The sequence below is a fragment of the Tatumella sp. UBA2305 genome (genome assembly GCF_002345795.1).
GTDB classification, from domain to species: Bacteria; Pseudomonadota; Gammaproteobacteria; order Enterobacterales; family Enterobacteriaceae; genus Tatumella; species Tatumella morbirosei.
In genome coordinates this window covers 112,914-136,159 of sequence record NZ_DDVT01000018.1, presented here as the reverse complement: position 1 = coordinate 136,159, position 23,246 = coordinate 112,914, and the positions used below count along the sequence as shown (strand labels likewise).

Genomic DNA, 23,246 nt, shown 5'->3' with positions numbered 1-23,246 from the left:
GATGCTTTTTACTGAAAAAAATTAACTAAAATGCCTGTTCTGAGCATCCGGCATAATAATCAGATTTACCTGTGACCCCCAACTCTACAAAATGCACACTGTCTGGCAAGTGAATTAATTCGATGAGCCGGGCTTTTTAAACAATTGAACTTATATTTGTCGTTCAGCTAAAGGATACTCCGCGACTCATGACCGAAATGATTTCCGCCACCATACTACTGCTGCTTATCATGGACCCGCTGGGTAACCTGCCTATTTTTATGTCAGTGCTCAAACATCTTGACCCCCGGCGGCGGAGAATCGTTATTCTGCGTGAGCTGCTCATTGCTCTGGCTATTATGCTGTTGTTCCTGTTTACCGGAGAAAAGATTCTGTCATTCCTTAATCTGCGGGCTGAAACGGTCTCTATCTCCGGAGGCATTATTTTGTTTCTGATCGCGATTAAAATGATTTTCCCGGGACCTGGCAATGACAGCTCTGGACTTCCGGCGGGTGAAGAGCCCTTTCTGGTGCCCCTGGCTATTCCACTGGTTGCCGGCCCCTCATTACTGGCGACCCTGATGCTCATGTCCCATCAGTATCCGGGACAGCCGGGGATGCTGGTGCTGGCACTATTACTCGCCTGGGCGATAACCTCAACTATTCTGCTACTGTCCGGGATATTTTTAAGACTGCTGGGGAGTAAGGGTGTAAATGCACTGGAACGCCTGATGGGATTAATTTTGATCATGCTGGCAACTCAAATGTTCCTTGATGGCATCCGCGCTTACATGAAGTTATAAAAAAACGCCGCAGCAGTTTTACTGTTGCGGCGTTCTTATGACAAATACACCGGTCAGATTAACTAAGCAGCCAGAAGGCCAGCATGCCAATGATACCGCCACTGGTCCCGAGAATGGTTTCCATCAAAGTCCAGGTCTTCAGCGTTTCGGCTTCTGAGGCTCCGGTAAAACGACCAAATAACCAGAATCCTGCGTCATTAACATGGCTGAAAATAATTGAGCCCCCGCCAATACAGATGGAAAGCGCAGCCAGCTGAGCACCACTGTAATGCAAAGGTTCGATCACCGGCATAATGAGCCCAACTGCCGTCAGACAGGCAACAGTGGCAGACCCCTGGATGATCCTGACAGCGCCCGCCAGAATAAAACAGGCTACCGCGACGGGTAAACCAGCACCTGCCACGGCATCACCCAGCGCCGGGCCGACTCCGGAATCGACCAGTACCTGTTTAAATACCCCACCCGCACCTATAACTAACAGAATAATACCGGCCGGCTGCAGTGCTTCACCACAGATCTGCATAATCCTTGATTTCTCCATCCCCTGACGATAAGCCAGACCATAGATGGTGATAAGACAAGCCAGCAGAATTGCAATAAACGGATGGCCGATAAACTCCAGAAAGTTATACACCGGTGTCCCGGCAGCCACAAAATGCGCACCGATAGTTTTCAGCCCCACCAGCACTAACGGAAACAGGATCAGCGACAGGCTGAAACCAAATGACGGGAGCTTATGGGCTTCAACTTCCGGCTGAGTATCTTCCGCAGGCAGGGAAAAGTGAACATGTCGGGATATAAAGCTGCCAAACAACGGACCCGCAATCAGCATGCCCGGTATGGCTGCACATAACCCAATCAGAATCATCCAGCCAAAATCGGCATGCATCTGAGAGGCTAACAACATCGGAGCCGGACCCGGCAATACGAAAGCCGCCGCCGCCGCTACCCCGGCAAACAAAGGAATCACCAGTTTTACCAGATTGCCGCCAGTACGTCTGGCCACGGCAAAAGCGATACTAATCAGCAATACAATGGCGACTTCAAAAAATAACGGTAAGGCACAGATAAATCCTGCAATGCCCATCGCATAATGCGCCCGCTTTTCACCAAAGGTTTTCAACATGCGGATAGCAATCTGATCGACGGCTCCGGTTTCATGAAGAATCTTCCCAAACATTGCTCCCAGGGCGACCACTATGGCCAGAAATCCCAGAGTCCCCCCCATACCCTTTTGCATGGTTTCGGTAATTTTTATCAGTGGCATTCCGGACATTATTCCGGCGCCAACGGAGACTAACATCAAAGCGACGAAAGCATGCATCCTGGCTTTCATCACCAGCAGTAACAGCAGCAGAACCGAACCGGCTGCTGTTAGCACCAGTGTTGCGGTACTTATCATTATTAATCCTTACTGAATTGCGTGTTTGATCGCATCAACCGTGGCAGCAACAACCTCATCCAGCGACTGACGGATATCCACAGTAAGGACATCAGTTTCATCCTCTGTTGGTTCTTCGAGAGTGGCGAATTGTGTTACCAGCATGGCGGGTTTGAAGAAATGTCCCTTACGGGCTTTGAGACGCGACTCGATGGTATCGAAGTCACCTTTCAGATAAACAAATTTCAGATTGCTGTTACCTTCACGAAGAATATCGCGGTAACTTTTTTTCAGTGACGAACACACAATTAACGATACAGCCTGAGTTCGCTGCATAGCAAAAGCCGCATCATTAATGGCCTGCAGCCAGGGCTGACGATCCTGATCATTCAGGGGATGCCCGTCGGCCATTTTCATAATGTTCGCTCTGGGATGCAGAAAGTCACCATCAAGAAACGCGGTTTGCAGCTGGTGAGAGACACGACTGGCGACTACCGACTTTCCGCTGCCGGATACGCCCATCAGAATAAACACATGATGATTTGAAGAAGCTGTACTCATTTTTATGCCCCGACTGTTGATGCAGCAATGTTACCGATAACAATTAATTAAACATTGTCATGACCAGGACATTTACTGGCAACAGCTTTGGCAAATAAAACATCAAACTGTGAACTGAATCATAAAAAATACTTAAATACTGCCACCACAAGCGATACTGAACCCCAGGTCACGCACTTTCTCTGACACCGTTACGCCTTTCAGTCGTTGCAGTAACATCCCGGCGGCTTCCTCGCCTATCTGCTGACGGGGCGTAACTACTGTGGCCAGCGCCGGGGTCACCACACGCGTGATATCGTGGCCATGGAATCCCATGATGGCTATCTGCTGCGGAACAGCAATCCCCTGCCGCTGACACTCAAACATGGCACCGACTGCCAGGTCATCATTGGTACAGCAAAGACTGTCCATCTGCGGAAAACGCTGCAGGGCCTGCTGTAACAAGACAGCTCCGGTGGTAAAAGAGGATGACATCTCAACCATAATACTCATCGGTTCCAGCCCTGCCTCACACATGGCCAACTCATACCCTTGCTGTTTTTGCAGAGTACGCTCATCCAGCCTTGCTCCCAGATAAACGGCTGAACGGTGTCCACGACGAATCAGCATTTCTGTCATCTGTCGTCCCGCTTCCACATTATCGAAACCGACGGCCATATCGAGACACGGCGAGGCAGAATCCATAATTTCAACCACCGGTATTCCGGCAATTTCCAGCATGCGTAATGTCGCCGGAGTATGCGTTCTTTCAGTGAGGATCACGCCATCAATATTCCAGCCCAGTAAAGACCGTAACTGCCGCTCTTCTTTCTGTGCATCGTAGCCAAAGTGCGCAACCAGCGTCTGATATCCTGCGGCATCGGTAATTGTTTCGATACCCCGTAACACATCCGCAAATACATGGTTGGTCAGTGAGGGAAGCAGAACACCAATTGCCCGGCTGGTCGCATTAGACAGCATGTCCGGGACCCGGTTGGGGATATAGCCAAGTTCATCCAGAACAACGGCTATCCTTTCTCCTAATGCGGCCGAAACCTGAGAAGGATTACGTAAATAACGACTGACAGTCATTTTAGTGACCCCCAGTTTATCGGCAACATCCTGAAGTACTGGTCTTTTCTTCTTCATCGTTTGCGAAACTCACACCAGAGAGATTAGGCTGAGTTTAGCATTAATTTGTCACACAAAAATGCCCCGTCGGCAATCACGCGCAACGGGGCTGGCGGGTCACGAAACCGGAGGCAGATCGAAAATCAGAATCTCTGCATCACTATCAGCAGTAATCTCCAGTGCATCTTCATCTCTGACAGCCAAAGCATCGCTGGTGTTTACCTGCTGTCCGTTAATAGTCAGACCGCCTTTGACCACCTGAATCCAGGTATTACGGCCCGCTTCCAGTGGCAACTTGTCCTGTTCGCCTGCCAGCAGTGCCCAGCGTGATAGTGTCATATCCTGCCAGACGATCAGTGACTCTTCCCGGCCATCCGGAGTCAGTACCCATTGACGTCCTTGTTTAGCCGCAAATTTCCGCTGCGCATAACGGGGGTCAATACCAGCGCGTTCCGGGATAATCCAGATCTGATAAAGATGCAACGGATCGGTACTGCTGGGGTTATATTCAGAGTGACGCACTCCGGTACCTGCACTCATTATCTGAAACTCACCCGCCTGAATCTGTTCCTTGTTCCCCATGCTGTCTTTATGTTCAACAGCCCCGGACAAGACATAAGTCAGAATTTCCATATCTTTATGCGGATGGGCGCCAAATCCCTGGCCAGGCGCGATGATATCCTCATTAATCACTCTTAACGCCGAGAACCCCATAAAGTCTGGATCGTGATAACCGGCAAAAGAAAAGGTATGCCAGCTGTTCAGCCAGCCATGTTGTGCGTGACCACGGTCTTCCGCTTTACGTAAATAGATCATCTCATTGCCCTCAGATTTTTTTACCAGTCTGGACCTGAATAGCACGAAAAAATAGCGGAAAAACTTCATGCCTCTGTTCAAAAAAAGTGAAGAGAGTCACTGTGGCCTGGTGATATCTGCTGAATAACAGACAAAAAAAAGCCAGCCTGAAGGCTGGCAAAAAATACTGGAAGCAATGTGAGCAATGTCGTGTCTTCACCAGGTATCTGAGTGAGATGTCTCGTGAAGACAATTGAATAATAATCATTATCATTATCAGTTGTAAAGGCAAATTTCACTTTTTTTGATATTTACTGCGGAAAGTGTTCTGAGGAATCACCATCCGCACTCTTCGGGTAGCGACTGACAGCCAACTCAGACAACATGACCGTCAGGCACTGATTTGCCCGCTGGCGGTGTCAAAACTATAATTTAGTAAGCTGATTAGACCGGAGGTTACAATGAAAAAAGCTCTGCTAACCGCGTTAATAGCGGCTCTGCCGTTGATGGCAGTGGCAGCAATTAACCACAATCCGCTGACAACAAACCGCCCTGCAGGGGTTACTCCAAATATTTCCCAGCAACGGATGCAAAACCAGATGCAAATGCAGCAACAACAACAGCAGATGAAATTGCGTAATGATCAGCAGATGGAATCGCAGGCTCTGCAGCAGAAGATCCAACAGCAGCAACAGAGATCGCAGCAGCGGATTAATAACGCTCAGCCCTGAAAAGTCACGGGCGATTAACTGCCCGTGAAAAGACTCAGCGGAAATCCGGACCTATTTGATCAATGCGGTCGGTACAAATCATATCGACACCCAGGCCAAGTAATTCCCGGGCCCGCTCAGGCTGGTTGACGGTATAAACCAGGATACGTAACCCGGCAGACTTTAGTTGAAGGATACGTTTAGCATCCAGTAACAGATGATTAAGATGAATAGCCACACATCCCAGTTGCTTAGTCAGCGTTTGCCAGTCATCACGCCAGCTATCGAGCAATAATCCGCGTGGCAGTTCAGGAACCGCTTCCTGTGCTGCTGCCAGTGCCTCTTCCGAAAAAGACGAAAGTAATGGTGCAACCTGGCCCTGCCATAATCTTCGGGCGGCCAGAGCCACTTCCCTGCCAGTCGTTCTCTCCTCGCCGGTCGTTGGCTTGATTTCGATATTAGCCATCATCCGATATTCCCTGCAACGCTCAGCCACTTCTTCAAGAGTGGGCAGCGGTTCTGACCGGAACGCCAAACCAAACCAGCTTCCGGCATCCAGCCCGGATAATGTCTGCCACTGCTGATGCCCGGCGATACCCTGGCCATTGGTCGTGCGTTCCAGTGAATCATCATGCAACAGGAATATTTGTCCGTCCCGGGACAACTTTGCATCAAATTCAATCATGGTATGCCCGAAACGGTGGCCGGTATCAATGGCCGCCAGGGTATTTTCCGGCGCTAATTTACCGCCGCCACGATGGGCGACGATATGCGGGTATGGCCAGTGTTGTTCTGTCATTACAGACGTAATCCTGTGGTGGTATTAAACAAATGCCGGGCTTTGTGCGGAAACTCCAGCCAGAGCACTGTCCCTGCCTGCGGCCGTTGTTCATGAGGTAAGCGAATCACCAGCCGGTGACCACCAATGTTACCATGCACTAAATTATCTGCACCGAGGATTTCAAGAGTTTCAACCTGCACAGGCAAACTGTTTTCTGAACGTGGTACGGTCAGAATATGCTCAGGGCGAACACCGAGAGTCAGCTGCTGATTTGCCAGTTCCGCTCTTTGAGTGGACAACATGATTTTATTTTTTGGATCGATCACGAATTCCCGGCCATCGGCACTGACTTTCCCGGGCAGTAAATTCATGGCCGGGGAACCAATAAATCCGGCAACAAAGGTGCTGGCAGGCTTCTCATAAACTTCTGCCGGAGTACCAACCTGTTCAACTACCCCTTTATTCATCACCATAACCCGCTGGGCCAGAGTCATTGCTTCTACCTGGTCATGAGTGACATAAATACTGGTGGTTTTCAGCCGCTGGTGCAGTTGCTGCAACTCGAGTCGCATCTGTACTCTCAGGCGCGCATCCAGATTAGACAACGGCTCATCAAACAAAAACACCGCAGGTTCCCGGACTATTGCACGACCCATCGCGACACGCTGACGCTGGCCGCCGGATAATTCACGTGGATGGCGGGCCAGCAGAGCATCCAGTTCCAGACTGCGGGCGGCACTTAATACGCGCTGACGAATTTGTTCCTTAGCCATACCGCGGATTTTCAACCCATAAGCCATATTCTGCTCAACGGTCATATGCGGGTACAATGCATAATTCTGAAATACCATGGCAATTCCGCGCTCTTTGGGTTCCAGGTGCGTGACGCACTGATCATTAATATAAATGTCACCTGAGCTGATAGTTTCCAGCCCTGCCACCATCCGTAACAGGGTGGATTTTCCGCATCCTGAAGGCCCGACCATCACCATAAACTCTCCTTCATTAATGGTGATATCTAACGGTTGAATAATACGGTTTTTACCATCATAGGATTTGGTAACTGCCTGAAAATGTACACTTGCCATGACTATTTCTCACTCTCGACCAGGCCTTTCACAAAGGCGCGCTGCATAACTATCACCACGATCAACGGCGGGATCAGCGTCAGTAACATCGCTGCCATCACCAGATTCCACTGAGTCACTCCTTCCCCAAATGAAATCATGCTGCGGATCCCGGCGACGGCAGTACTCATTCGTGAATCGCTGGTAATTAATAATGGCCAGAGATACTGGTTCCAGCCATAAATAAAGGTAATGACAAACAGAGCAGCCAGATTGGTTTTCGATAACGGCAGGACAATATCAAAGAAAAATCGCATAGGGCTGGCCCCGTCAATTCGTGCAGCCTCAATCAGCTCATTCGGCAGCGACATAAAGAACTGTCGAAATAAAAAGGTGGCCGTGGCAGAGGCCATCATGGGCAGGATCAGGCCATTGTAACTGTTCAGCATATGCAACTGAGAAACCACTTCCACCGTCGGGAAGATACGAACTTCAACAGGCAACATCAGGGTGATGAAGATCATCCAGAAACAGAACTGACGCAGCGGAAAGCGAAACCAGACTAACGCGAACGCTGAGATGATAGAGATGGCTATTTTGCCCACGGTAATTCCCAGTGCCATCAGAGTACTGTTCAGCAGCATCCTGCCAATGGGCGGGCTGTTAGCACTGACGCCCTGAGTCCAGATAGTCTGAATGTTTTGCCACAGATGGCTGCCCGGAACTAATGACATGGGCGACTGGAAAACCTGATGGTTATCCAGACTCGCGGCAACAAAAGCGATGTAGAGCGGAAACAGAATTGTCAGGATACCGAGCCACAACATGATATGGCTGAAGATATCTAATCCACGGCGATTCTCTATCATTGATAACGAACCTTACGTTCAATAAAACGGAACTGTACGACTGTCAGCAGGATGACAATCACCATCAGAACTACCGACTGAGCTGCCGAGGCACTCAGGTCCAGCCCCGTAAATCCTTCACGGTATATTTTATAAATAAGCGTAGTGGTGGACTGAACCGGTCCCCCCTGGGTGGCGGCATCGATCACCGGGAAAGTATCAAAAAAGGCATACACCAGGTTAACCACCAGCAGGAAAAAGCTGACGGGTGTGATCAGGGGTAATGAGAGATGCATAAACCGCCGAACCGGTCCGGCACCATCCAGCGCAGCCGCCTCAACCAGTGAACGAGGGATCGACTGTAACGCGGCAAAAAAGAACAGGAAGTTATAACTAATTTGTTGCCAGACAGAGGCCAGAACAACCAGAAACATAGCCTGCCCACTGTTCTGCGCATAATTCCAGTTATAACCTATCGACTGTAAAAAGTGGCTAATCACCCCTAATCCCGGGTTAAACAGGAACATCCACAGCACGGCAGCTATGGCCGGGGCGACAGCATATGGCAGCAGTAACAATGTCTGGTAGAACTTCTTCATCCGTAAGACGTAATCAACCAGTGCGGCCAGAAATAAGGAGATTACCAGCCCCAATGCAGCGACCAGCGCACTGAAGATAATCGTGGTTTTAAACGAATCCAGATAATACGGATCCTGGAATAAGGAGGTGAAGTTCGCTAACCCGACAAAATGTGCCGAAAAACCAAAGGGATCGAGATTCTGAACCGAATACCATAGCGCTTCTGCAGCCGGCCAGATAAAGAAGATAACCGTGATGGCAATCTGCGGCAGCAGCAGCAGATAAGGTAACGCACGGTGACGGAAAACAGGACGAGAAGATGACATAAAACCTGACCTCAGGCGGAGATTCCCCGGGCTATCCCCTTGCAGAAATCACCTGAGTGACCCGGCAAGGGGATGTTTTTACTAACGTCGGATTACTGAACCTGCTGCTGGAAACGGCGAAGCAGTTGGTTACCACGCTGAACTGCATTATCCAGTGCTGTTTTCGGAGTCTCTTTCCCGGTCCAGACACTTTCCAGTTCTTCATCCACCACAGTACGTATCTGCGGCATATTGCCGAGACGCAGTCCTTTGGTGAAGGCTAAAGGAGGTTTATTCAGCATTTGCTTCATCGCGATATCCGCACCAGGATTTTTTTCATAAAAGCCCTGTTGGCGGGTTAACTCGTAGGCTGCTGTTGTGGCCGGGAGATAACCGGTTTTCTGATGCCACTCTGCCGCAATTTCTGGCTGCGCGAGGAATTTCAGGAACTCCGCCACCCCTTTGTAAGTAGCATCACTTTGACCACGCATCACCCACAGGCTGGCACCACCGATGATGGCATTCTGTGGCGCATTTTTCACCGTGGCATCATACGGCATCATTCCGACACCGAAATTGAATTTGGCATACTGACGAATATCTGCCAGAGAAGCTGATGACGCCGTCGTCATGCCGCAATCGCCACTGTAAAATTTGGCGGTCGATTCATCCTTGCGTCCAAAATAGGTGAAGCTGCCGGCTTTGTTCATATCTTCCAGCATCTGAATATGACGGATTTGTTCCGGGCCATTGAAGACCAGTTTCGCATCAGTACCATCGAAACCATTATTTTCAGAGGCAAACGGCAGGCCATGCCACGCACTAAACTCTTCCAGCTGAATCCAGCCCTGCCAGCCACTGGCGTATCCACAACTCATGCCTGATTTACGTAATGCCGCGGCATCAGAGGCCAGTTCCTGCCAGGTCTTTGGCGGCTGATCAGGATTGAGTCCGGCTTTACGGAATGCATCCTTGTTGTAATACAGAACGGGGGTTGAACTGTTAAAAGGTTCAGACAACATATGACCGGTTTTAGCATCGGTGTAATAACCGACAATGGTTGGGACAAACTGTTTTTCATCGAACTGAACACCGGCATCTTTAAACACCTGATAGACCGGCTTAATCGCATGAGAGGCCATCATGGTAGCGGTGCCGACTTCATAGACCTGAAGTATGGCAGGAGCATTACCACTGCGTACCGCAGCAATCCCTGCCGCCAGGCTCTGTTCGTAGTTACCTTTGTAAACCGGAACCACTTTGTAATCAGGGTGAGTCTGGTTAAAACGCTGGGCCAGCGAGTCAACCTCAGTCCCTAATCCTCCTTCCATTGAGTGCCAGAAGGGAATTTCAGTGACCGCAAAAGCATTTCCGCTAAGACCTAATGCCAGCATTAATCCTGCGGCATGATGACGAAATTTAAGAACTGGCATAGTTTTTTCCTGTGGCATTATCGTGCGCTATGGGAAGTTCGCGAGGTAAAATGACACGGAAAAATGACAGAGAAATTAATATAAGATGACAGAAAAATTACAACCGAATGACAGACAACGACAATGTGACCCCGAAAAATGCTGGTCACAGAATTCATTGTAAAACCGGATTAAACAATGCGACTGACCATTGAATTACTGCAACATCCCTCACCCGCCGAACAAGCCTGTCTCAGTAAAATTTGGCCGGAAAAAGCTGAAGCATACTTTATGCAACATCAGGGTGATATTCACTGGTATGTGGCGCGATTTAATCAGCGATTACTGGCAGGGTTAGAGTTATATTTACGGCCTTCTGAGGCAGTGATTACCAGGATTATGGTACGGGAAGCCACCCGCCGACGGGGAGTGGGCCGCTATCTGCTTGAAGAGGCTTTGCGCATGAATCCGGATATCCATCGCTGGAAGGCCTTTCCGGATCAACTGCCGTTATCAGAGGCAGCCAGCCAGTTTCTGTATACCTGTGGCTTTAGGCCACAGCAAGACCACTGGTTTTTCAGCCGCTAAATTGCAGGTATAAAAAAGGGCGTCCCGCAGGTCGCCCTCTGTTCACTGCTGCACACTGATCAGGCTTCGATAGCGACACGCAGTTTTTTCATTGCATTTTTCTCCAGCTGGCGAACACGCTCAGCGGAAACACCGTATTTGTCGGCCAGTTCCTGCAATGTGGTTTTGTTGTCATCATCCAGCCAGCGCGCGCGGATGATATGCTGGCTACGTTCATCCAGGCCCTGCATCGCATCACTCAGCTTATCTGCCGCGTGAGACTCCCAGTTATCCTCTTCGATACCATCAGCAAAGTCAGAAGCTTTATCCTGCAGATACAGGACCGGAGCTACCGATTTACCTTCTGCGCTTTCATCATCCGGTGTCGGGTCAAACGTCATATCCTGGGCAGCCATACGTGATTCCATCTCACGAACATCTTTGCTGCTGACGCCAAGTTCACGGGCCACCATTTCCACTTCATCCTGGTTAAACCAGCCGAGGCGTTGTTTGGTTTTCCGCAAGTTGAAGAACAACTTGCGCTGTGCTTTGGTGGTCGCGACTTTCACAATACGCCAGTTTTTCAGGACATATTCGTGAATTTCAGCTTTGATCCAGTGCACGGCAAAAGATACCAGGCGAACACCTACTTCAGGATTGAAACGGCGTACGGCTTTCATCAGGCCGATATTACCTTCCTGAATCAGGTCCGCCTGCGGCAGTCCGTAACCTGCGTAATTACGAGCGATATGAACCACAAAGCGCAGATGAGACAGGATCAGCTTTTTCGCTGCATCCAGATCGCCCTGGTAATGCAGCCGTTCAGCCAGCGCTTTTTCCTCGTCGGCTGTCAGCATCGGGCAACCATTTGCCGCCCGGATATATGCGTCCAGATTACCCAGAGGAGCAATAGCTAATGCTTGCATTTCTTTGGTCATTCAAACCCTCTCAGAATTCGTCAATAATGTTGCCAGATCCTTACAGCCTGCGCCTACATTATGTCAGCCGTGCCAAAAGATCGAAAGCAATGTGTGCTATTAATCATTAAGACACAAAAGTTATCCACAGGTTCACTTTTGATTGTGAATAATTTTTGACAAGGCGCCGGGGTACTGCGGGGAAAAATTCCTCTGCTCCCCAACCTACGGCAACAGAGGAATAGTATAGCAAAAAAATATTTCCCGGGATTACTGCGGTGTAAATCGGCGTAAATGTTGTGCAGTGGCCAGCCACGCCGCCACCCAGCCTACCATGGCAGAAACCAACAGTAATAACAGCGCTTCATCGAATGAAAAGCCTTTCAGATCAAACGAAGCACTGAACACACTGGCAACATGTGACACCACAGACTCCAGACGGAATACCAGTATTTCAGACAGAATCAGCGAAACAAAGGCCCCGGAGAGACCCAGCATCGCTCCACCGTAAACGAATGGCCGCAGGATAAAACCGTCCGTCGCGCCAATGAGCTTTTGCACATTAATGGTATCACGCCTTGCAAAGATACTCAGACGGACACTGTTACCAATCACCAGGAACACAGCCACCACCATCAGCAGGCCAATCATAAACGCCACCTGCCCCACCAGCCCCGTCAGTGCAGAGAGCCTTGCGAACCAGCTGTCATCCATTCGTACTTCATCCACACCACTCACTTTCGCCACTCTGTCACGCAGTGTATTCATGGTGTCAGAATTCTGGAAATTCAGTTTCGGGGTAATAATAGCCACCGCTGGCAACGGATTCTGCTCCAGCATATCCATCGCTCCGCCAAACCCTGACCAGTTTCGGAACTCATTTAACGCTTCTTCACGACTCAGGTAATCCACATGCTGGACACCGTCAGTCTGTTTCAGAGTATTAATCACATTCTGGGCGGCATTATCGTCGAGTGTTTTCGACAGATATACCGTCAGCTGTGGAGCGGGATACCACTCAGTTGCTGCCTGATCGACGTTTTTCCATACGATATAACAGACACTGGGTAACGTCAGAGAGATAGCAATCACGGTGACCGTCAGCAGTGTCGCCAGCGGCTGTCGCAACATATCTGCCAGCATTCCACGCCATGCATAATGCCATTGCTCCTGCCACCCACCACGCAGAGCTTTCTCTTTAGATACCCGTTTTTGCTTCGGTCGGGCTTTGGCCGCCGCCGGTGTCTTCCGCCGGTTGACCTGATTTCCCTTGCCTGGTTTCATGCCACTCCCCCATGCAGGCGTCCCTGACTAAGGGTCATCACACGATAATTTCTGCGGGAAATAAGAGACATATCATGAGTTGCCATCAGTACAGTGACACCAACGCGGTTAAATTCTTCAAATAAACGCAGGATATCTTCAGATAATGCGTGATCAAGGTTACCGGTCGGTTCATCCGCCAGCAATAAGGCTGGCTTATTGACCACCGCTCTGGCTATCCCCACCCGCTGCTGTTCCCCGCCGGAAAGCTGAATTGGAAAACTTTTCGCTTTATCGAGCAGGCCGACTTTATCCAGAGCCGCCGAAACTCTGCGGCGAATATCTTCGCCGCTGGCACCGGAAATAATTAACGGGATTGCGATGTTGTCGTAAACCGTCCGGTCCATCAGCAGATGATGATCCTGAAAGATCATCCCTATTTGCCGACGCAGGAATGGGATCTCGCTGTTACGCAAACGCGTTATGTTATGGCCGCTAAACCAAATTTGCCCGGCACTGGGACGCTCTATTCCGCAGATCAACTTGAGCAATGTACTCTTACCTGCCCCGGAGTGGCCGGTCAGAAAAGCCATTTCGCCCTGGCGCAGATGAAAATCTACCCCCTGAAGCGCCTGGCGTCCCCCCAGATAAGCTTTACTGACCTCTTCAAAGCGAATCATCCAAATTAGTCCTCTCGGGCAAACAATGCCTCTATAAAATCGCCGGCCTTGAAAGGCCGTAAATCATCGATGCCTTCTCCGACACCGATGTATCGGATTGGAATACTAAACTGGTCAGCCACAGAGAAAATCACTCCGCCTTTAGCTGTCCCGTCAAGTTTGGTCAGTGTAATACCGGTCAGGCCAACAGCGTCATTGAATAACCGTGCCTGGCTGATAGCATTCTGCCCGGTGCTGGCGTCAATGGTCAGCATAACTTCATGAGGCGCGCTGTCATCCAGTTTACTCATAACACGGGTAATTTTTTTCAGCTCTTCCATTAAATGGGCTTTATTCTGTAAACGCCCCGCAGTATCGGCGATCAGCACATCAACTCCGCGGGCTTTTGCTGCCTGAATAGCATCAAAAATAACAGAAGCTGAATCTGCTCCGGTGTGCTGTGAGACTACCGGAATGTTGTTGCGCTGCCCCCAGACTTCCAGCTGCTCTACCGCAGCTGCCCGGAATGTATCTCCGGCAGCCAGCATCACCGATTTCCCTTGCGACTGGTACTGACGTGCCAGCTTACCAATGGTGGTGGTTTTACCCACCCCGTTCACACCAACCATCAGAATAACAAACGGAGTTTTTCCTTCAATATCCAGCGGTTGTTCTACCTGGTCCAAAATGGCAGACATTTCCTCCTTCAACAGACCGTATAACGCTTCAGCATCACGGAGCTGTTTGCGGCTGGCATGAGCGGTCAGATTACTGATAATTTTACGGGTAGTTTCAACCCCGACATCAGCAATAAGTAATTGTTCTTCAAGCTCTTCAAAAAGATCGTCATCGATTTTTTTACCACGAAACAGCCCGATAAAACCTGAGCCCAGATTCTGCCGGGTTTTCACCAGACTGCGTTTCAGCCGGGCGAAAAAACCTTCCCGGGTAGGCCTTTCCTGTTCTGTTGCCACCCTGTTTTCAGACAGCTCAGATGGGGCCTCTTCCGGACTAATCTGAGTCAGGTGTGGAGTATTTTCCACCGCAAGCTCATTCCGGGGAGCTGATTCACTACCGGTCACGGATGCTGCCGGTGGCTCAACCACAACAGATGCCGGGGTCAGTTCAGGCAAAGGTGTGCCAGCCTGCGCAATGATATCGCTGGCAGTTACCTGATCGACAGCCACAGGTTCGGCGGGCAGTGAAGGTGTTTCTGGCTCTTCTTCTGCTTTCGGCAAAGGCTGTTCCTGCTCCGGAAGCTCAGCCGTTTCCGGCCCGGCAACAGAGCCGGGCTCGGCGAGCTGCGGTGGAGTAACGACCACCGTTTCCTCAGGCAATGTCGTGGTTTCGTCAGGCAATTCCGGGGCTGTCAGCGACGCCCGGGAAGGCTCTTCCGGGTGGCCGGACGAGGTACCTTCAGCATGATCTGTAGTGTTATGCTCTACAGTAGCGTCCGGCGTTTCTTTTTGTTCTGCGGATTGATTTTTCGGTTCTGCACTGTCTTCATCGCGACCGAAACCCAGCCAGGAGAAAAAGCCCCGTTTTTTTTCTTTTGCCATTATCTAACGACACTCCTTTATACCCGGATCCGTGAACCGTTACAGGTTCCTCAGAGAATAATCCGGGACATATTTATAATTTATCAAATCCCTGACATGTTCAGGTGAGTGCAGGGATCGCGAAAGCATAGTCGGATAGTCTATCATTTTCCTGGTATTGCATTACAGCACCCTTTTTTACCGTTTCTTATCACGTCTGTGCCCGTTAAACTAAGCAACAAATTATTAAGAGTTGTGATTGAGATGAATAAACATTCCCGGGCACCCTCAGGTGCCGGACAAATACGAATTATAGGCGGGCAGTGGCGCGGCAGGAAACTTCCGGTACCGGAAAGCGCCGGGCTTCGTCCCACCACCGACAGAGTCCGTGAAACTCTGTTCAACTGGCTGGCCGCCGATTTACCTCAGTCACGCTGTCTGGATTGTTTTGCAGGTAGTGGCGCTCTGGGAATCGAGGCGCTATCCCGTTATGCAGGACATGTGACTTTGCTAGAGCTGGAACCTTCTGTCGCTCGTCAGTTGACCGCCAATTTACAGATGCTGAAAGCGGCAACGGGTCAGGTCGTTCAGGGGAATACCCTGCAATGGTTAAATCAGCCAGGCCAGCCTTACGATATCGTGTTTATAGACCCGCCTTTTCGCAAAGGGCTGCTGACAGAAACGATAGATCTATTGGAAACCCGGTGCTGGCTGGCCAGTGAAGCCCTGATTTATATCGAGTGTGAAGCTGAACAGGGAGCATTGCAGGTCCCTGACAGCTGGCGGTTATATCGCGAAAAAACGGCAGGTCAGGTAGCCTACCGTCTGTACCACCGTTCCGTGACAGACTCTCCGGGAGAATAACTATGTTGTTAATTGGCGGTCGTGTCCTGATGATTTTTGTCTGGGCCTTTTTACTGATGAACCTGATTCATCCGGCACCTAAACCTCTGAAATATTTTATTGATGTTGCCCTGTTCTTTATGGTGGTGATGCACGGTCTGCAACTGGTGCTGCTGCGTGCCACCCAAAGTAAAGACGGCCCTGCGCTCAGTGGTCTGACCCAAATTAAGATTTTCTTTTTCGGGGTGTTTGAACTACTTGCCTGGCAGAAAAAAAACTATCCTGGCAAGTAATACCGGAGCACAAACCTGGCTGAATACCTGCTAACGGCCACCCAGAGTAAAGCTGACAAAACGGGTCCCCTGCATCTTCAGGGCTCCCGTGGCACCTGCCTCACATTCGTCATACTGAGCCTCTGACATCAGCACCTTAAAGTTTTCGCCAACCGGTGTCCTGCGGAAAGTCACTTCATAGCGTAGTGTCTCTCCGGCAATGACCTGCTGCTGGCGGGTATGACGATCCGGATACGGGAAGCTACGTTTACTGACCACCCTGGCTTGCTGTGTTACCACGGGTGAATCATCATTCACCTGGTTTTCATTCCGTTGTTTAAAAAACTGTCGGCCCGCCAGAAAAGCGATGGCAACGACGACAATAATAATAATCAGGGGGGGTTTACTCATCGTTCCTCCGTGTTACCCACCGGCAGAAATAAAATCTGCATCATTTCACCTGCAATTTTTGTCATTCACAGTAATAATCGTTGGCAGCGGCCGAAAGTCAAACGGAACCCTTAATGCTGTGTGCATTTTGTTCCCGGTCTGGTGTAAAGAAAATAAAGGAAGAAATTATGCTGTGGTCATTTCTTGCAGTGCTGTTTTCTGGCTGGCTGTACATTGATGCCTCTTACCGGGGTCCCCGCTGGCAACGCTGGTTGTTTAAACCGGTAACATTCCTTCTGATGCTGGCCTGGGCATGGCAGGCTCCGACACAATCGGTCAGTGATTATTTACTGACAGGTGGCCTGATCGCTGCCATGGCGAGCGGGTTACTGAGTTTGTTATCCCGCCAACAGATGATGTATGCCTTTGGTGCCAGCTTTCTTTCCTATTTGCTCTACACCATCAACCTGACCCGTGGCATCACCCTGAATATTTACTGGCCGATACCGGTCACATTCCTGGTGATTGGTCTGGTGGTGGCAGCAATTATCTGGAAGCGTCTGGAAGAACTTCGTTGGCCGGTATTCACTATGCTGGCGATGGTATTAGTCATGTGCTGGGTCGCAACACTGCAATATTTCAGCCTGCAAACTGATAAAACACTTTCTATGATGGCCGGGGCTGACTTACTGTTGCTGGCAAATATCTGCTGGTTGATCAGTATATTCCGCTTCCGGTTTGCGGCTGACAGGGTAATTTATGAAGCATTGTTTATCATCGGCCATTTTATGATTATACGTTCGCTGTGGCTTTACTGAGCTATGACTACGGCTGGCCGCAAGGCCGGTCGTTTTATACGCCTTTTTTGATCAGGTAGTGAAAAGGAAGTTGTCCGGTATCCTGAGCCACTAAGGTATGTTCCATAAAACGGCAAAAACCCGGAATGTCACGGGTTGTCGCCGGATCATCGGCAATAATTAGCAGTGTTTCTCCGTCCTGCATAAACCGGATCGTTTTACGCACCATCATCACCGGCTCCGGACAGCGTAAGCCCCGGGCGTCAAGGGTATGCTCGGCGGTACTAAAAAGGTCACTCATAAGCTTCTCTGTGCAACAAGGGAAGCCGCTATTCTAACGCCAGCCCGGAGAGCAGACAAACACCACCGGTGCGGTGAACCTGAGTCACCCTCTTGCATTGTCCTCTGAAGCAGGTAAGATGCGGCCGTTTTCTTGTACAATTTCCTGCGCCGTTTTGCAGCAAACGCTCACGGCAGTATGAATGGGTTCCCTCACCCCAACCTAAAAAGGCCAGAAATGAACGCATTTAATCCCCGACAGCGGCTGTCTGCCCGCATTATTTTATCGGTATTTCATTTACTGATCATTACTTCCAGTAATTATCTGGTGCAGTTGCCGGTCGATATCTTCGGCTTGCATACCACATGGGGTGCCTTCAGCTTCCCGTTTATCTTTCTTGCCACTGACCTGACAGTGCGAATTTTTGGTGCCTCAATGGCAAGACGCATCATTATGCTGGCGATGCTGCCGGCCTTGTTTATCTCTTATATTGTGTCTTGTGTATTTTATCAGGGTGCGTGGCAAGGTTGGGATTCTCTGCAACATATGAACACCGTGGTCGGGCGGATAGCACTGGCCAGTTTTATGGCTTACGTGCTGGGACAGATCCTGGATATCTCAGTGTTTGACCGGCTGCGTCGCTCAACACACTGGTGGCTGGCTCCTGCAGCGTCTATGTTTCTTGGCAATATCAGCGATACACTGGCCTTCTTTTTTATCGCGTTTTATCACAGCAGTGACCTGTTTATGGCTCAACACTGGGTCGAAATTGCACTGGTGGATTACAGCTATAAAGTATTTATCTGTCTGGTATTTTTCCTGCCAGCCTACGGCGTACTGTTGAATGCGATCCTGAAACGGCTTTCCGGTAAAACACAGGACCATTCTCTCAGTTTAGGTTAATGCTGAATGACCCAGGCTGTGACAACGGCTAAGATTTGGTGACAATCCACGGATTGATTTTCTGTTCCGTTTTCGATGTGATCCCCAATGTGGACAATAAAAAGGAATTCAGATGAGAAATTTAGTTAAATACCTCAGTGTCGGATTGTTGGTGATCGGGCTGGCCGCATGTGATCAGAAAAAAGAAGATACTTCAGGGCAGAACGCTGCTGCGAGCCAGCAGGATTTACAAACCGTCACACTGGTTGACGGAAAACTCAGCTTTGCTCTGCCAACCGGAATGACAGATCAGACCGGTAAACTGGGAACCACCAGCAACAATATGCATGTTTACGCGAATAACAACGGCCAGCAGGCAATTATTGTGATTACCGGGGACAGTACCAACGAAGCACTGGATGTTCTGACCCAGCGGCTGGAACAACAGCAACGCAACCGGGATCCACAGCTACAGGTCGTGTCTGATAAAGCTATCACTCTGAGCGGACAGCCTGCACAGCAACTGGACAGTGTCATTTCAGCCAAAAACCAGACCAGTTGGTCGACGGTGGTCATGACCAAAATTGATGGCAAGCTAATCACATTACAGATTTCATTACCTGCCGATAATCAGGCACAGTCGCAGACTACTGCCGAAAATATTGTCAAAACCATTTCGGTCAAGTAATGCCCTGTTGCTGATAAGCCTATCCGTTGCAGCGGGTAGGCTTATCCCTCTCCCTGATCTGGTCATCTTACCCTCGCTGGCTCTCCGGCTAACAAGCTGTACCGTCTGACATTTATTCTTTTGCCTTTCTGCTGCTCTTACCGCTCTGATATAGCCTGATATGACTTTGGTCATAAAAAAAAGTTATACTTAACCGTTCATAACGATGAAGACCCGATTAATTAATGTACCTTCAGTCTGGTCTTCTTCGACAAAAAGCATCTATGCTTAATGTCGCCGGTAATATTTGTACATACCTTTTACCGGGAAATTATACTGATTACTTATGAACTAAATACAGGTATGCATATGAAATTACGTAGGAAGCGTATAAAACCCATTGGGCTTGATGATGTGACTATTATTGATGACGCCCGGTTGCGAAAAGCGATAACAGCAGCAGCGCTTGGCAATGCGATGGAATGGTTTGATTTCGGAGTATATGGGTTTGTCGCCTTTGCTCTGGGTAAAGTTTTTTTCCCGTCGGCATCACCTGGTATTCAGATGATCGCAGCGCTCGCCACGTTCTCTGTCCCCTTCTTAATCCGCCCGTTGGGTGGGCTGTTTTTTGGTATGCTCGGTGACAAATACGGGCGCCAGAAAATTCTGTCGGTCACGATTGTGATCATGTCGATCAGTACCTTCTGTATTGGTTTGATCCCCTCTTATGCCTCCATCGGTATCTGGGCACCGATATTGTTACTGATAGCTAAAATGGCACAGGGTTTCTCGGTCGGCGGTGAATATACCGGAGCGTCGATATTTGTCGCGGAATACTCACCGGACCGTAAGCGCGGATTTATGGGTAGCTGGCTGGATTTTGGCTCTATCATTGGGTTTGTCATGGGGGCTGGGATTGTCGTGCTGATTTCCGCCATCATTGGTGACGAAAAATTCCTCTCCTGGGGCTGGCGACTGCCGTTTTTCCTGGCTTTACCGCTGGGTTTTGTCGGGTTATACCTGCGTAATGCCCTGGAAGAAACTCCTGCATTTCAGCAACATGTCGAGAAACTGGAGCAGGGGGACCGGGAAGGTTTGCAGGATGGTCCAAAAGTCTCTTTTAAAGAAATTGCCACCAAACACTGGAAAAGCCTGCTCTCCTGCGTAGGACTGGTGATTTCCACTAACGTCACCTACTACATGTTGCTGACTTATATGCCCAGTTATCTGACGCATAACCTGCATTATTCTGAAGATCATGGTGTACTGATCATCATCGCCATTATGATTGGCATGTTGTTTGTTCAGCCGGTGATGGGAATGCTCAGTGACCGTTTTGGCCGTCGCCCGTTTGTGATTATCGGCAGTATTCTGCTGCTGATTTTCGCCATCCCTGCCTTTATGCTAATAACCAGTGGCGCGATTGGTTTAATTTTCGCCGGGCTGCTGATTCTGGCCGTAATCCTTAATGCGTTTACCGGGGTGATGGCTTCAACCCTGCCGGCCATGTTCCCGACCCATATCCGTTATAGCGCACTGGCCAGTGCTTTTAATATCTCGATTCTGATTGCCGGCCTGACCCCCACACTGGCCGCCTGGCTGGTCGAAGCCAGCAATAATCTGTTTATGCCGGCTTACTATCTGATGGTGATTGCGGTCATCGGTTTACTGACCGGGATCTTTATGAAGGAAACCGCCAATAAACCTCTGATTGGTGCAACCCCTGCGGCCTCAGACCTGGAAGAAGCCCGCGAGTTATTGCAGGAACATCACGACAATATTGAACAGAAAATCGAAAATATTGATGAAGAAATCGCACAACTTGAAGCGAGGCGTAAGAATCTGGTGCAACAGCATCCGGATATTAACGAGTAATCTGCCCCCTCAGCGTTCCCGACGCTGAGGGGAATATGTAACAATTGGCACAGCGTGTATCGTCTGCACTGGTTAAAAAGAGTAAACTGTCCCTACATTTTTTAATCAGTGCCGGGTAAACCATGTCCGATTTTTCTCTTGTGCAGCGTCCAAGAAGACTGCGTAAAAATTCATCTGTCCGTGAATTGTTTAAAGAAACCTCACTAAGCCTGAATGATCTGGTTCTGCCAATTTTTGTCGAAGAAGGTCTGGATGATTACCAGCCAATTACGGCAATGCCAGGGGTAGTCCGGATTCCGGAAAAGCGGCTGGCCTATGAAATTGAACGTATTGCCAACGCAGGGATCCGTTCTGTCATGACCTTCGGAATTTCTCATCATCTGGACGAAACCGGCAGTGATAGCTGGGCTGAAAATGGCCTTGTGTCACGGATGTCACGTATCTGTAAAGAGACCGTCCCTGAAATGATCGTGATGTCTGATACCTGTTTCTGCGAATATACTTCCCATGGTCACTGTGGCGTCCTGTGTGACGGTATCGTACACAATGATCAGACCCTGACTAATCTGGGTAAACAAGCCGTTGCTGCCGCACATGCTGGCGCTGATTTTATCGCTCCTTCGGCGGCGATGGATGGTCAGGTTAAAGCCATTCGCCAGGCGCTGGATGCCGCCGGATTTACCGATACCGCCATCATGTCTTATTCCACAAAATTTGCGTCGGCGTTCTATGGTCCCTTCCGTGAAGCAGCAGGAACCGCCCTGAAAGGTGACCGTAAAACCTATCAGATGAATCCAATGAATCGCCGTGAAGCCATCCGTGAGTCACTGATTGATGAAGCAGAGGGTGCAGATGCATTGATGGTAAAACCTGCCGGGGCATATCTGGATGTATTACGGGATATTCGCGAACGTACTGATTTGCCACTGGCGGCTTATCAGGTCAGTGGAGAGTATGCGATGATCAAATTCGCCGCACAGGCAGGAGCCATTGATGAACAGAACGTAGTGCTGGAAAGCCTGGGCGCTATCAAACGAGCCGGTGCCGATATCATTATGAGCTATTTCGCACTGGACCTGGCTGAGAAAAAAATCCTGACCCGGTAATCTGACTGTCGAAAACAATAAAGGCGTCTTTACAGACGCCTTTAAGCTTCCAGGGTACGTTATTTGTTTGGATCCGGCTCGTAGTACTGAACACCGATAGTAATACGTTCACGCCCGGTTGCCACACGGTGGCGGTTGGTATCACGCAGCGAGTAAATACAACCGCAGTACTCCTGTTGATAAAAACGTTCACGCTTACTGATATCAATCATCCGCGCTGAACCCCCACCTTTACGCCAGTTGAATTCCCAGTAGAGCATATCCGGATATTTTGCCGCAGCACGTACACCACAGCCATTGATCTGTTTCATATCCTTCCAACGGGAGATCCCCAGCGAAGATGTAATAACAGGGAAACCATGTTCGTGAGCATACAATGCCGTACGTTCGAAGCGCATATCGAAGCACATAGTGCAGCGTTCACCTCGTTCCGGTGACCACTCCATACCCTTTGCCCGCTCAAACCAGTTATCCCGGTCATAGTCAGCGTCAACGAAAGGCACACCAAACTTCTCCGCAAAGCGAATATTTTCTTCCTTTCGCAGTTCATATTCTTTCAGCGGATGGATATTCGGATTATAGAAAAAGATAGTGTATTCAATACCGGAGGCCAGCATGGCTTCCATGACTTCCCCGGAGCAGGGAGCGCAGCAGGAATGCAACAATACTTTATTATGACCACCTGGCAGCGGCAGCGGTTTTCTTTCGATAGCGTCAGACATACTCAGATTTCCAAAACGTAACAACAGCGAAATAGTGTCAGCGGGGCAAAAGCCCGAATGCAAAGTGTACAGCATATTGTTATCGGATTCTTTTCAATACGCCAGTGAGGAGTCACAAAAAAACGATTTTCACAGAA

At 49.6% G+C, this 23,246-nt stretch carries 26 protein-coding genes; 10 read left to right on the top strand and 16 right to left on the bottom strand.

Features of this window, described 5'->3' with window-relative positions; translation table 11 throughout:
* Positions 1 to 188 precede the first annotated feature (188 nt).
* Entirely contained in the window at positions 189 to 782 is a 594-nt protein-coding gene (locus B3Z23_RS11620) for a YhgN family NAAT transporter (RefSeq protein ID WP_038016486.1), read from the top strand.
* Between the two features lie 58 nt (positions 783 to 840).
* Here the strand turns inward: B3Z23_RS11620 and gntU are convergent, their stop codons facing one another.
* From gntU to B3Z23_RS11600, 4 genes are all read right to left on the bottom strand, one after another.
* Positions 841 to 2,181: a gluconate transporter gene (gene gntU / locus B3Z23_RS11615; protein WP_038016721.1), complete on the bottom strand. Its 1,341-nt coding sequence runs from the start codon at positions 2,179 to 2,181 to the stop codon at positions 841 to 843.
* Positions 2,182 to 2,193: 12 nt separating this feature from the next.
* Positions 2,194 to 2,724, bottom strand: coding sequence for a gluconokinase (gntK, locus tag B3Z23_RS11610; RefSeq protein WP_294910169.1), 531 nt, complete (start codon positions 2,722 to 2,724; stop codon positions 2,194 to 2,196).
* A gap of 132 nt (positions 2,725 to 2,856) precedes the next feature.
* Positions 2,857 to 3,852 carry a gluconate operon transcriptional repressor GntR gene (gene gntR / locus B3Z23_RS11605; RefSeq protein WP_294910168.1) on the bottom strand — a complete coding sequence of 332 codons (996 nt, stop codon included), beginning with the start codon at positions 3,850 to 3,852 and terminating at the stop codon, positions 2,857 to 2,859.
* A gap of 99 nt (positions 3,853 to 3,951) precedes the next feature.
* Positions 3,952 to 4,650, bottom strand: coding sequence for a pirin family protein (locus B3Z23_RS11600; protein ID WP_294910166.1), 699 nt, complete (start codon positions 4,648 to 4,650; stop codon positions 3,952 to 3,954).
* A gap of 440 nt (positions 4,651 to 5,090) precedes the next feature.
* On the opposite strand from B3Z23_RS11600, the gene B3Z23_RS11595 reads away from it, so the two are divergent.
* The gene (locus B3Z23_RS11595) at positions 5,091 to 5,360 is read left to right on the top strand and encodes a DUF2756 domain-containing protein (protein WP_294910164.1); all 270 of its coding nucleotides are present in this window, start codon (positions 5,091 to 5,093) and stop codon (positions 5,358 to 5,360) included.
* 34 nt (positions 5,361 to 5,394) lie between these two features.
* Here the strand turns inward: B3Z23_RS11595 and ugpQ are convergent, their stop codons facing one another.
* The 5 genes from ugpQ to ugpB all read right to left on the bottom strand — a co-directional run bounded on the left by ugpQ (position 5,395) and on the right by ugpB (position 10,352).
* On the bottom strand, positions 5,395 to 6,138 hold the full coding sequence (gene ugpQ / locus B3Z23_RS11590) for a glycerophosphodiester phosphodiesterase (protein ID WP_294910163.1): 744 nt from the start codon (positions 6,136 to 6,138) through the stop codon (positions 5,395 to 5,397).
* The gene (locus tag B3Z23_RS11585) at positions 6,138 to 7,208 is read right to left on the bottom strand and encodes a sn-glycerol-3-phosphate import ATP-binding protein UgpC (protein ID WP_294910162.1); all 1,071 of its coding nucleotides are present in this window, start codon (positions 7,206 to 7,208) and stop codon (positions 6,138 to 6,140) included. Before B3Z23_RS11585 ends, ugpQ begins: the two co-directional genes overlap by 1 nt.
* 2 nt (positions 7,209 to 7,210) lie before the next feature.
* Entirely contained in the window at positions 7,211 to 8,056 is an 846-nt protein-coding gene (ugpE, locus tag B3Z23_RS11580) for a sn-glycerol-3-phosphate ABC transporter permease UgpE (RefSeq protein WP_294910160.1), read from the bottom strand.
* A complete protein-coding gene (gene ugpA, locus B3Z23_RS11575; RefSeq protein WP_294910159.1) occupies positions 8,053 to 8,940 on the bottom strand; it encodes a sn-glycerol-3-phosphate ABC transporter permease UgpA in 888 nt (295 codons plus the stop codon). Before ugpA ends, ugpE begins: the two co-directional genes overlap by 4 nt.
* A 92-nt stretch (positions 8,941 to 9,032) precedes the next feature.
* Positions 9,033 to 10,352 (bottom strand): sn-glycerol-3-phosphate ABC transporter substrate-binding protein UgpB, encoded by a 1,320-nt coding sequence (ugpB, locus tag B3Z23_RS11570; protein WP_294910157.1) that lies wholly within the window; start codon positions 10,350 to 10,352, stop codon positions 9,033 to 9,035.
* A 177-nt stretch (positions 10,353 to 10,529) separates the two neighbouring features.
* On the opposite strand from ugpB, the gene panM reads away from it, so the two are divergent.
* On the top strand, positions 10,530 to 10,919 hold the full coding sequence (panM, locus tag B3Z23_RS11565; RefSeq protein WP_294910155.1) for an aspartate 1-decarboxylase autocleavage activator PanM: 390 nt from the start codon (positions 10,530 to 10,532) through the stop codon (positions 10,917 to 10,919).
* Positions 10,920 to 10,978: 59 nt separating this feature from the next.
* Here panM and rpoH read toward each other — a convergent pair whose 3' ends face one another.
* The 4 genes from rpoH to ftsY form a co-directional block, all read right to left on the bottom strand.
* Positions 10,979 to 11,836, bottom strand: a complete 858-nt coding sequence (gene rpoH, locus B3Z23_RS11560; RefSeq protein ID WP_294910153.1) for an RNA polymerase sigma factor RpoH — start codon at positions 11,834 to 11,836, stop codon at positions 10,979 to 10,981.
* 249 nt (positions 11,837 to 12,085) lie between these two features.
* Positions 12,086 to 13,099 (bottom strand): permease-like cell division protein FtsX, encoded by a 1,014-nt coding sequence (gene ftsX / locus B3Z23_RS11555; protein ID WP_294910151.1) that lies wholly within the window; start codon positions 13,097 to 13,099, stop codon positions 12,086 to 12,088.
* Positions 13,096 to 13,758: a cell division ATP-binding protein FtsE gene (gene ftsE / locus B3Z23_RS11550; protein WP_029685343.1), complete on the bottom strand. Its 663-nt coding sequence runs from the start codon at positions 13,756 to 13,758 to the stop codon at positions 13,096 to 13,098. The genes ftsX and ftsE overlap by 4 nt, the downstream gene beginning before the upstream one ends.
* A 5-nt stretch (positions 13,759 to 13,763) precedes the next feature.
* A complete protein-coding gene (gene ftsY / locus B3Z23_RS11545) occupies positions 13,764 to 15,296 on the bottom strand; it encodes a signal recognition particle-docking protein FtsY (protein WP_294910147.1) in 1,533 nt (510 codons plus the stop codon).
* A gap of 243 nt (positions 15,297 to 15,539) precedes the next feature.
* On the opposite strand from ftsY, the gene rsmD reads away from it, so the two are divergent.
* Together rsmD and B3Z23_RS11535 are read left to right on the top strand one after the other, a co-directional pair.
* Positions 15,540 to 16,139 carry a 16S rRNA (guanine(966)-N(2))-methyltransferase gene (rsmD, locus tag B3Z23_RS11540; RefSeq protein ID WP_294910146.1) on the top strand — a complete coding sequence of 200 codons (600 nt, stop codon included), beginning with the start codon at positions 15,540 to 15,542 and terminating at the stop codon, positions 16,137 to 16,139.
* 2 nt (positions 16,140 to 16,141) lie between these two features.
* Positions 16,142 to 16,411, top strand: coding sequence for a DUF1145 family protein (locus B3Z23_RS11535; protein ID WP_294910143.1), 270 nt, complete (start codon positions 16,142 to 16,144; stop codon positions 16,409 to 16,411).
* Positions 16,412 to 16,441: 30 nt separating this feature from the next.
* On the opposite strand, the gene B3Z23_RS11530 is transcribed toward B3Z23_RS11535, so the two are convergent.
* Entirely contained in the window at positions 16,442 to 16,801 is a 360-nt protein-coding gene (locus tag B3Z23_RS11530; RefSeq protein ID WP_294910142.1) for a DUF2500 domain-containing protein, read from the bottom strand.
* 167 nt (positions 16,802 to 16,968) lie between these two features.
* On the opposite strand from B3Z23_RS11530, the gene B3Z23_RS11525 reads away from it, so the two are divergent.
* Positions 16,969 to 17,598: a lysoplasmalogenase gene (locus B3Z23_RS11525; protein ID WP_294910140.1), complete on the top strand. Its 630-nt coding sequence runs from the start codon at positions 16,969 to 16,971 to the stop codon at positions 17,596 to 17,598.
* A gap of 34 nt (positions 17,599 to 17,632) precedes the next feature.
* Here the strand turns inward: B3Z23_RS11525 and tusA are convergent, their stop codons facing one another.
* Complete coding sequence (gene tusA, locus B3Z23_RS11520; RefSeq protein WP_294910138.1) at positions 17,633 to 17,878, bottom strand: sulfurtransferase TusA; 246 nt, start codon at positions 17,876 to 17,878, stop codon at positions 17,633 to 17,635.
* A gap of 216 nt (positions 17,879 to 18,094) precedes the next feature.
* On the opposite strand from tusA, the gene B3Z23_RS11515 reads away from it, so the two are divergent.
* The 4 genes from B3Z23_RS11515 to hemB all read left to right on the top strand — a co-directional run bounded on the left by B3Z23_RS11515 (position 18,095) and on the right by hemB (position 22,387).
* Complete coding sequence (locus B3Z23_RS11515) at positions 18,095 to 18,760, top strand: 7-cyano-7-deazaguanine/7-aminomethyl-7-deazaguanine transporter (RefSeq protein ID WP_294910136.1); 666 nt, start codon at positions 18,095 to 18,097, stop codon at positions 18,758 to 18,760.
* A gap of 112 nt (positions 18,761 to 18,872) precedes the next feature.
* Positions 18,873 to 19,427: a DcrB family lipoprotein gene (locus tag B3Z23_RS11510; protein ID WP_294910134.1), complete on the top strand. Its 555-nt coding sequence runs from the start codon at positions 18,873 to 18,875 to the stop codon at positions 19,425 to 19,427.
* Between the two features lie 348 nt (positions 19,428 to 19,775).
* Positions 19,776 to 21,281 (top strand): glycine betaine/L-proline transporter ProP, encoded by a 1,506-nt coding sequence (gene proP, locus B3Z23_RS11505; protein WP_294910132.1) that lies wholly within the window; start codon positions 19,776 to 19,778, stop codon positions 21,279 to 21,281.
* A 122-nt stretch (positions 21,282 to 21,403) separates the two neighbouring features.
* Positions 21,404 to 22,387, top strand: a complete 984-nt coding sequence (gene hemB, locus B3Z23_RS11500) for a porphobilinogen synthase (protein WP_038016436.1) — start codon at positions 21,404 to 21,406, stop codon at positions 22,385 to 22,387.
* 59 nt (positions 22,388 to 22,446) lie between these two features.
* On the opposite strand, the gene B3Z23_RS11495 is transcribed toward hemB, so the two are convergent.
* Positions 22,447 to 23,109, bottom strand: a complete 663-nt coding sequence (locus B3Z23_RS11495) for an epoxyqueuosine reductase QueH (protein ID WP_038016717.1) — start codon at positions 23,107 to 23,109, stop codon at positions 22,447 to 22,449.
* Between the last annotated feature and the right edge of the window lie 137 nt (positions 23,110 to 23,246).

Excerpts from the sequence above, each read along its gene's own strand:
- B3Z23_RS11535 (WP_294910143.1), top strand. The coding sequence starts at position 16,142 with ATGTTGTTAATTGGCGGTCGTGTCCTGATGATTTTTGTCTGGGCCTTT.
- B3Z23_RS11510 (WP_294910134.1), top strand. The coding sequence starts at position 18,873 with ATGAGAAATTTAGTTAAATACCTCAGTGTCGGATTGTTGGTGATCGGG.
- B3Z23_RS11595 (WP_294910164.1), top strand. The coding sequence starts at position 5,091 with ATGAAAAAAGCTCTGCTAACCGCGTTAATAGCGGCTCTGCCGTTGATG.
- rsmD (WP_294910146.1), top strand. The coding sequence starts at position 15,540 with ATGAATAAACATTCCCGGGCACCCTCAGGTGCCGGACAAATACGAATT.
- ftsE (WP_029685343.1), bottom strand. The coding sequence starts at position 13,758 with ATGATTCGCTTTGAAGAGGTCAGTAAAGCTTATCTGGGGGGACGCCAG.
- B3Z23_RS11585 (WP_294910162.1), bottom strand. The coding sequence starts at position 7,208 with ATGGCAAGTGTACATTTTCAGGCAGTTACCAAATCCTATGATGGTAAA.
- B3Z23_RS11530 (WP_294910142.1), bottom strand. The coding sequence starts at position 16,801 with ATGAGTAAACCCCCCCTGATTATTATTATTGTCGTCGTTGCCATCGCT.
- ftsY (WP_294910147.1), bottom strand. The coding sequence starts at position 15,296 with ATGGCAAAAGAAAAAAAACGGGGCTTTTTCTCCTGGCTGGGTTTCGGT.
- hemB (WP_038016436.1), top strand. The coding sequence starts at position 21,404 with ATGTCCGATTTTTCTCTTGTGCAGCGTCCAAGAAGACTGCGTAAAAAT.
- ugpQ (WP_294910163.1), bottom strand. The coding sequence starts at position 6,138 with ATGACAGAACAACACTGGCCATACCCGCATATCGTCGCCCATCGTGGC.
- B3Z23_RS11620 (WP_038016486.1), top strand. The coding sequence starts at position 189 with ATGACCGAAATGATTTCCGCCACCATACTACTGCTGCTTATCATGGAC.
- ugpA (WP_294910159.1), bottom strand. The coding sequence starts at position 8,940 with ATGTCATCTTCTCGTCCTGTTTTCCGTCACCGTGCGTTACCTTATCTG.
- tusA (WP_294910138.1), bottom strand. The coding sequence starts at position 17,878 with ATGAGTGACCTTTTTAGTACCGCCGAGCATACCCTTGACGCCCGGGGC.
- gntK (WP_294910169.1), bottom strand. The coding sequence starts at position 2,724 with ATGAGTACAGCTTCTTCAAATCATCATGTGTTTATTCTGATGGGCGTA.
- B3Z23_RS11515 (WP_294910136.1), top strand. The coding sequence starts at position 18,095 with ATGAACGCATTTAATCCCCGACAGCGGCTGTCTGCCCGCATTATTTTA.
- B3Z23_RS11600 (WP_294910166.1), bottom strand. The coding sequence starts at position 4,650 with ATGATCTATTTACGTAAAGCGGAAGACCGTGGTCACGCACAACATGGC.
- ftsX (WP_294910151.1), bottom strand. The coding sequence starts at position 13,099 with ATGAAACCAGGCAAGGGAAATCAGGTCAACCGGCGGAAGACACCGGCG.
- B3Z23_RS11525 (WP_294910140.1), top strand. The coding sequence starts at position 16,969 with ATGCTGTGGTCATTTCTTGCAGTGCTGTTTTCTGGCTGGCTGTACATT.
- B3Z23_RS11495 (WP_038016717.1), bottom strand. The coding sequence starts at position 23,109 with ATGTCTGACGCTATCGAAAGAAAACCGCTGCCGCTGCCAGGTGGTCAT.
- proP (WP_294910132.1), top strand. The coding sequence starts at position 19,776 with ATGAAATTACGTAGGAAGCGTATAAAACCCATTGGGCTTGATGATGTG.
- ugpE (WP_294910160.1), bottom strand. The coding sequence starts at position 8,056 with ATGATAGAGAATCGCCGTGGATTAGATATCTTCAGCCATATCATGTTG.
- rpoH (WP_294910153.1), bottom strand. The coding sequence starts at position 11,836 with ATGACCAAAGAAATGCAAGCATTAGCTATTGCTCCTCTGGGTAATCTG.
- ugpB (WP_294910157.1), bottom strand. The coding sequence starts at position 10,352 with ATGCCAGTTCTTAAATTTCGTCATCATGCCGCAGGATTAATGCTGGCA.
- panM (WP_294910155.1), top strand. The coding sequence starts at position 10,530 with ATGCGACTGACCATTGAATTACTGCAACATCCCTCACCCGCCGAACAA.
- gntR (WP_294910168.1), bottom strand. The coding sequence starts at position 3,852 with ATGAAGAAGAAAAGACCAGTACTTCAGGATGTTGCCGATAAACTGGGG.